The sequence below is a fragment of the Vibrio sp. Of7-15 genome, from assembly GCF_022347565.1.
In the GTDB taxonomy this organism is placed as follows: Bacteria; Pseudomonadota; Gammaproteobacteria; order Enterobacterales; family Vibrionaceae; genus NORP241.
The window spans coordinates 115,159-122,141 of sequence record NZ_JAKRGH010000008.1; the positions used below are offsets into that span (position 1 = coordinate 115,159).

Here is a 6,983-nt window from a genome sequence, read left to right on the forward strand (position 1 = left end):
CATCAATAAAAAGATAGGGAGTCAATTCCCTATCTTTTTCATATCGATTCAATCTGAATAATACCGACATGACCGCCATCTAACAGGCTAATTAAACGTCTGCTTTTCTATCTAATATGACAGGGCCAGATCCTACTGCAGCTAGCTTATCGTCTTCATTATAAATCGGGCAGCTCTTCATGGATAAACAACCACAGCCAATACAGCCCGTAAGTGAATCTCGCAGCCGCTCCATATAAGCAATACGAGCATTCAGATCTTCACGCCAGCGAGTTGAAAGCAGCTCCCAATCTTCAACTGAGGGGGTTCGATTATTCGGTAACGTCGCAAATGCCTGTTTAATCTCTTCTAAGCTCACGCCCATTTTTTGAGCGGCTTTGATCACGGCCACTCGTCTTAACACTTCAGGTTCATAACGTCTTTGGTTGCCTTCATTTCTCACACTTTGAATCAACCCTTTTTGCTCATAAAAATGCAGGGCACTGACTTTAATGCCACAGCGTTTAGCAACTTGGCCAACAGACCATCTGGCTTCTCTCATGTTTCCTCCTAAAAACTTTTTTCCAGATTAGTAAAAAAAACGCTTTACCTCAAGTTAGGTTGAGGTATTAACATGGAATCACTTCTTACGGAAAACCAATAAATATCAAAGGAAAACACCATGATTAAATTAGAGCACATTAACTTAGTAGTATCGGATATTTCTAAAATGTTGACCTTCTACCAAGCTGTCTTCCCACATTGGCGCATTCGCGATGAAGGGCAAGGGGAGTGGAATGGCAAACCTCGTAACTGGCTGCATTTTGGAGATGATTACCAATATATTGCCATGAGCGATCACGGTGAAGGTGAAAATAGAAATTTAGATGGACATCAAGTTGGTCTAGCGCATTTTGCTTATGTCACAAATAACATTGACGCTGTCATTGAGCGTTTAACTCAAGCAGGCTTTCCGATTTCGAAAGAAGGAGCCGTAGAGCCATTTCGCAAAAATGTTTACTTTGTCGACCCTGCCGGTTTTGAAATTGAGTTTGTCGAATATTTAAGTGACGACCCAAAAGAGCGTAATCTTTCAAGCTAACTGAACTAAGCCGATTATTAATAGAATACAAAAGGAAAAGATAATGAACATACTCGCGTTTGCAGCAAGCAATAACAAAAACTCCATCAACCGCACATTGGCAACGTATACCGCTCACTTATTTGATAACGCTAACGTTGAAACGTTAGATATTAATGATTATGAAATGCCAATATTCAGTGATGACAGGGAAAAAGAACTTGGCCAGCCCGCTCAAGCAAAACAGTTTATTCAAAAAATAGCGAATGCGGATGCCATTATTGTATCATACGCCGAGCATAACGGCACCTTTACCGCCGCTTACAAAAACCTGTTTGATTGGGCATCCCGTGTGAATAACAAGGTTTATCAGAATAAGCCAACGTTGTTTTTATCCACCTCACCCGGTGCGAATGGGGCTGCCAGTGTGCTGGCTGCTGCTTCTCAATCAGCTCCTTACGCCGCTGCGGATGTAAAAGCCAGCATTTCCATACCCAGTTTTCATGACAACTTCGATATAAAAACGAATCAAATGCTCAATGAAGAACTTAAACAAAAGCTCGTGACCGCCGTCTATTCACTTGCCAGCTAATTTTAGTTTATATCAGGGTATATAAAAACATGATCGTTGATGAGCTTGGCCGTAAAGTCAGATAAGACTCGCAAAGGCATTGTAATAAAAATGTCATTAAAAGATATACTGGATGGCAATTCACAAAAGTATCAAAAGCAAATAACCAATAAGAAAACGACTTGTTATAGTGGGTTCTCACATATAGTTAAGCTCTCACATACCTAAGCCTTTTCTTGCTAACGCGACTGTTAGACAGCGTCATACGTAGCCACTGTATGGCGCTTTTTTATTTCAACGCTCTTAAAACACACACGAAGAAATAATTTTGCTATCAATACCTTTGCTCCCATCCAATACACCCTCGGAATAATGCAATCATAATGACTACAGGTATATTATTGTCGCAATCATTTTGTACTTTTCAATGAAAACCAATCTCAAGGCTTAAAAACATAACACTCGACTAAAACACAAGAAACTCATACAAATAAACAGCATTTAATTGCCTAATTAAACAAAAACGATAACAATAACGTCATAAAAATAACCATAAGGCTTCATGCAGGCATACTGCAAAGCCAAACATTTTTTATTCGGCCTACTTAATACAAAAATGAGCGCCTGAGTATTTAGCTTGCAACCGGAAAATGCCCAATGAAAATCAAACGAAATTTATGTCATAACTTGAAGCGGGAGTATCATTTAAATCCTGTCACAAAACAAACATACCAAACCAACAGAATAATTAACGAGAATACACAAACATTGATAGCGAACATCAATAAGCACCAACGTGATAAACGGCCTGTACGTTCTCTTGAAGAGTATTAACCCATTGCATCATTATTAAGGGTTTCTAAATTGGCAATCAGCCCCGTTACACCTTGTGGCGGGGCTTTAATAAAAACACACCTTTCAGCAGATTAGTGTCATTTTCCTCTCAAACTTCATATCGAATAGCTAAACAAATTCGTAATCTACTTAATTTTTACATACACAAAAGTTCAATATTCACAAAGTAGGGGAAAGAAGTGATCCCCACAGTGCCAATACCTGAAACATTAATCAAAAATAATGGCGAATGTCTGTTATTCATTGCAGCTATGCTTGAAACTTTTAGTATATGAATTCAGTTCAGTTAACACTACTGGCACTGTATGTCTTTGTTAACTTTGTATTCATTGAACATTTGAACATAACCTGGAGCCAATCATTGAGAACATCGATAGTGATCCTTGCATTACTTTTATCAGGCTGCACAACCTTAGATCACGTGAAAGAGATTGGAAACTATGACGACATTGCTGCCAGTTGCCCTGCAATATTAAAAGAAATAAAACAACAGCCGAAACCTTCCTATCCATCTTTTCTGCGACAGATTCAGCAAGAAGGGTGGGTTGCACTTAGCATTGATGTAAAAAACGGCGTGATAACAAACACCAACGTTATCGACTCTAGCCCAGAAGACATGTTCGAAGAAGCAGTTTTACTCGCCACTTCAATTTGGCGTTTTTCACCTCAAATCACCGAGTCAAACTGCCTCATAACAGTAAGATTTAAAATGGAAGACAGATCAGGCAACTAGATTGAACATGTCACTGATTCACTAAGCACACAGATTTATATATCGAAGCATTTACTACCAAAGGACAATATGGATCATCTTCTTTTTGCCAACATCATCGTTTTTATTTATGTACTTATTCTCTTTCAAGGGGTAGAGAAATTAGGTCTGATGACGTGCTCTGGTAGCTACTTAAAAGCGTTTGAATCTTATCTACTCGCATTGATATTACTCGCAGTCAGTGCCGTATTCGTGCTAACAGGCTTACATTTTATGCTGCCAGATGTTTGCGTAAAGCTATGTTTTATAAGCTTTTTCTCTTAATTCCAATCGCCTTCATTTATTGGAGCTACTCAGCGTTAAAGTTTCGCATACAAGGTGTGTACAAGGTCAATTAGTCACTCGTAATGGACGCAGCATCTCAGTGCAATCGTCCTCATAGGAAATGAAATAGTGATAGACAAGAACGAAGAAACTTGGCAGCAATACTACCAAAAAGCAGTAAAACGCAAACATAAGCCAAGAACAGGGCGATTAATACCATTAAACCGCTCAGGCTATAAAACAGCAACAGATTGTGGTTGTGGTACAGGTAGCGACATTCACTACCTTAGTAAGCTTGGTTATCAAGTGTCAGGCTTCGACGTAAACGAAGATGCCTTAACCATTTGCCGTGAACGTTTTGCCAACAATCCATTAGTCCATGTATGCAAGGCCAGTTTTGAGCATTACGACTACTCACTTGCCGGAATCGTGCTAGCAAATTCTAGCCTTTACTTTGCCAACTTGAAGGACTTTACAAAAACATGGAAAAAACTGACCGCCAGCCTTGCTATTGGTGGTGTTTTTGCTGGTGATTTTATGGGGGTAAAAGACAGTTGGGCTACCGACTTTCGGATTCCAACAGCACCAATGACCAAACATCAGGTACGCGCACTTTTTGATGAGTATGACATCGTGGAATTTACGGAACGTGATGAAATGGGCCAAACCATGCTCGGTGAGTCTAAGCATTGGCATACCTTTTCTGTCATCGCCGTTAAAAATTTATAGACCACCCGTTTTTGTGGTGAGTTTTTTTGATTATTGGATCCATAGCTTTATCAAATTAGGTTATGCAATGTAATAAATAATAATTACCCCTAAAGTACTATTCCTTGTCACATTACTGCCATAAGCTTATGCACATAAAAAGTAGGGCTGTTATATTCTTTCTGTATCACAGAAAAATTATACTGATACAAGCACTAACAGCGCCTTGGCTTGCTTATAGAATGCGCCATACAGACACAGAGCTGTATGGCGCTTCTGTATGTCTGGCTCAAATTTTCGCTAACATGACGTTTTAAAACCAACCTAAGGCCGTGCCATTTTATGTGTCATTACAGACAGATCTCTAAGAACATACAGATAGAAGCCTCTAGTTATCTAGATTTGTCAGCATAATGTCAATGAAGTATTCATCATTAAAAAACGGATGTATTATCGTTTACATTTCATCTTAAGGTAGCCAATACATGTCCGAAATGTATACAAAGCATGCAAAAAAATACGATTCCGTTGCTAGAGATAATATTTACAATGCCTTGCTAGAGCGTCCATCAACCATGGCGCTTTTAGGCGAAATCAAGGGAAAAAATATTCTTGATATGGGCTGTGGCTCGGGCATTTACGCCGAATGGTTTCTGGAGCAATCTGCAAATACAATCAAGTGTTTAGATGCCTCTGTAGAAATGATCGAACTCGTTAAAACGAAGCTAGGGGATAACGTTGAAGCCTATGTCCAAGATGTAGCTCATGGCTTACCTAAAGAAGCGAATAACAGTGCAGATATTATCGTTAGTCCGCTCGTTGTGCATTACATTGAAAACCTAGTCCCTGTATTTAAAGACGCGTTTCGGGTTCTGAAACCTGGTGGCTGTATGGTATTTTCGACCCACCATCCTTTTGCAGACTTTGAATGCTCTCTATCCGGTAATTATTTTGAACGAGAACATATTCAAGAAGAGTGGAACACCGTAGGAACCCCTGTGTCGGTGAGCTTCTATCGGCGATCATTAACAGAGCTGTGTGATGCCGTCACTTCATCTGGATTTATTATTTCGAAAATCTCGGAAGGAAATGTTGATGCACGAGCAAAAGACATGTCTGAATCTACCTATAACCAACTAAAAAATAAACCAAACTTCATTTTTATCAGATGTGAAAAGCCCATCTAAAGGGTACTTAACCAGACAATTCATTATGAGGTACAAGCTGTGGTAATAAAATACAATCCTATTCTGTCGATTGAACAACAAACAGGCGATGATAAACCAATGTCTTACATGAATAATACGTCTGGGCCACTGTCAAATCTACAAGCCGAACTCCACTGGCATTTGCATGATTTATCGAGATTTCATCAAGTCATAACTGATGATCTCAATAAACGAAATACCGTATTTGGTGAACAATATAACGCTTTTAAAGTAAATATTGATAAGGCCAAAAAAGACATAACTGATGAAGAAGAGCTGGAGTATTTAAAGGTTAAAGCCACTATACAGGCATCGGGGTTCAATGACATTGGCCTTGAAATCGACCGCAGTAAGGCTTTCTCTGATGAATTTAGTGTCATTGGATTATGGGCGACCGCAGAAAAATACTTAAAGCAAGTATATATGGCGATTGAGCACCATGAAACTTCAACGCCGCTAAATAACATTAACCCACCTTATCAATGGGATCTTCTAAAAGCTAAGTTTGAAGAAAAGTCTATCTTCCTTGCTGATTTAGATGGACACGCAGATGCTAATGAGTGCAGAGTACTAAACAATACAATAAAACATGGTGGTGTTGTGAGCCCACGACTTGCACAGTTTGTAGCTTTTTCGGATCAAGAAGGTAAAGCTTTAAAAAAGTTGGATCTTGATGTTCAACGGTATTACAACGGTATCTCTAGCTTTTTAGGGAACTTAATCCAAAAAGGCAACAAAATCATTGACCCAAGCTTCCTGTTCTAAGTATTTGGTTTAAAGCCTACGTAGGGTAGGCTTGATACCGCTTAATCTAAAGCAATGTTTGATGGCCATAAAAAGTAAGGTCCAAAGCGCTGGCTGTATTTAAATTCACCACCAGATTTTTTTCCTAGTTCCGTTAAATAATGCTTTTCATCTTTCACTGTGAGGTACTTTTGAGTCATCAGTTTATCGAGCAGCTCATTAGTTTTAAGACCTAATTTTTTAGCCAATTTAGACGTTGTGAGTTTCTCGTAATTTTCACTTTTATCTTGAGGTGGAGCAGCTTCATCGCTTACTTTTTCAAGAGATATACGTATCTCATCACTGATCCTAATAATCCTTTGGGCTTCTTCAAAAGCATCTTTATAAACACTCGGATCATCAGAACGATTAACAACAATGCCCATCTCATTATTATTAACTTGACTGAATTCATATAAGTTTAAGCTACTGATAATGCAAGATTCTTCATTTATATAGCATTTAGCATGTAAATTTTTACAAAAGCTAGTTCTCACGAAGCTTAACTCTTTTAACCAATTTATCTCTTCTGGATGAAGCTCATTTTTACCATAAACAATTCGAACATCAATTTTAAGTCGGTTTTTGTCTTCTAATAACTCTTTAACTCTATCATTTAATTTTAAAAAAGGGCTAATTAGAATTAGACGTTCAGAAGCATTCTTTATCAACTCTTCAAGATAGTAATTTGTAGCACTTGTATTAAGAAATTTAGCCATACTGAGATTCCTTTATAAATATTATATAACTGATAATGATAAC

At 38.4% G+C, this 6,983-nt stretch carries 9 protein-coding genes; 7 read left to right on the forward strand and 2 right to left on the reverse strand.

Going from position 1 to position 6,983, the window contains the following annotated elements; all coding sequences use genetic code 11:
* Positions 1 to 91: 91 nt before the first annotated feature.
* Positions 92 to 541: a redox-sensitive transcriptional activator SoxR gene (gene soxR, locus MHO82_RS11140; protein ID WP_239184022.1), complete on the reverse strand. Its 450-nt coding sequence runs from the start codon at positions 539 to 541 to the stop codon at positions 92 to 94.
* 120 nt (positions 542 to 661) lie between these two features.
* Here soxR and MHO82_RS11145 point away from each other — a divergent pair, with 120 nt between their 5' ends.
* The 7 genes from MHO82_RS11145 to MHO82_RS11175 all read left to right on the forward strand — a co-directional run bounded on the left by MHO82_RS11145 (position 662) and on the right by MHO82_RS11175 (position 6,203).
* Positions 662 to 1,081, forward strand: coding sequence for a VOC family protein (locus MHO82_RS11145; RefSeq protein ID WP_239184023.1), 420 nt, complete (start codon positions 662 to 664; stop codon positions 1,079 to 1,081).
* A gap of 43 nt (positions 1,082 to 1,124) precedes the next feature.
* Positions 1,125 to 1,652 (forward strand): NAD(P)H-dependent oxidoreductase, encoded by a 528-nt coding sequence (locus MHO82_RS11150; protein WP_239184024.1) that lies wholly within the window; start codon positions 1,125 to 1,127, stop codon positions 1,650 to 1,652.
* A 1,195-nt stretch (positions 1,653 to 2,847) separates the two neighbouring features.
* Positions 2,848 to 3,219 carry an energy transducer TonB gene (locus MHO82_RS11155; RefSeq protein WP_239184025.1) on the forward strand — a complete coding sequence of 124 codons (372 nt, stop codon included), beginning with the start codon at positions 2,848 to 2,850 and terminating at the stop codon, positions 3,217 to 3,219.
* Between the two features lie 69 nt (positions 3,220 to 3,288).
* The gene (locus tag MHO82_RS11160; RefSeq protein ID WP_239184026.1) at positions 3,289 to 3,522 is read left to right on the forward strand and encodes a hypothetical protein; all 234 of its coding nucleotides are present in this window, start codon (positions 3,289 to 3,291) and stop codon (positions 3,520 to 3,522) included.
* A 132-nt stretch (positions 3,523 to 3,654) separates the two neighbouring features.
* Entirely contained in the window at positions 3,655 to 4,251 is a 597-nt protein-coding gene (locus MHO82_RS11165) for a class I SAM-dependent methyltransferase (RefSeq protein ID WP_239184108.1), read from the forward strand.
* Between the two features lie 464 nt (positions 4,252 to 4,715).
* The gene (locus MHO82_RS11170) at positions 4,716 to 5,417 is read left to right on the forward strand and encodes a class I SAM-dependent methyltransferase (protein WP_239184027.1); all 702 of its coding nucleotides are present in this window, start codon (positions 4,716 to 4,718) and stop codon (positions 5,415 to 5,417) included.
* 39 nt (positions 5,418 to 5,456) lie between these two features.
* Positions 5,457 to 6,203 carry a hypothetical protein gene (locus MHO82_RS11175; protein ID WP_239184028.1) on the forward strand — a complete coding sequence of 249 codons (747 nt, stop codon included), beginning with the start codon at positions 5,457 to 5,459 and terminating at the stop codon, positions 6,201 to 6,203.
* Positions 6,204 to 6,244: 41 nt separating this feature from the next.
* Here MHO82_RS11175 and MHO82_RS11180 read toward each other — a convergent pair whose 3' ends face one another.
* On the reverse strand, positions 6,245 to 6,940 hold the full coding sequence (locus MHO82_RS11180) for a phospholipase D family protein (RefSeq protein WP_239184029.1): 696 nt from the start codon (positions 6,938 to 6,940) through the stop codon (positions 6,245 to 6,247).
* Between the last annotated feature and the right edge of the window lie 43 nt (positions 6,941 to 6,983).

Bases quoted from the DNA above. Each gene is read 5' to 3' on its own strand.
- MHO82_RS11170 (WP_239184027.1), top strand. From the start codon at position 4,716: ATGTCCGAAATGTATACAAAGCATGCAAAAAAATACGATTCCGTTGCT.
- soxR (WP_239184022.1), bottom strand. From the start codon at position 541: ATGAGAGAAGCCAGATGGTCTGTTGGCCAAGTTGCTAAACGCTGTGGC.
- MHO82_RS11150 (WP_239184024.1), top strand. From the start codon at position 1,125: ATGAACATACTCGCGTTTGCAGCAAGCAATAACAAAAACTCCATCAAC.
- MHO82_RS11160 (WP_239184026.1), top strand. From the start codon at position 3,289: ATGGATCATCTTCTTTTTGCCAACATCATCGTTTTTATTTATGTACTT.
- MHO82_RS11180 (WP_239184029.1), bottom strand. From the start codon at position 6,940: ATGGCTAAATTTCTTAATACAAGTGCTACAAATTACTATCTTGAAGAG.
- MHO82_RS11145 (WP_239184023.1), top strand. From the start codon at position 662: ATGATTAAATTAGAGCACATTAACTTAGTAGTATCGGATATTTCTAAA.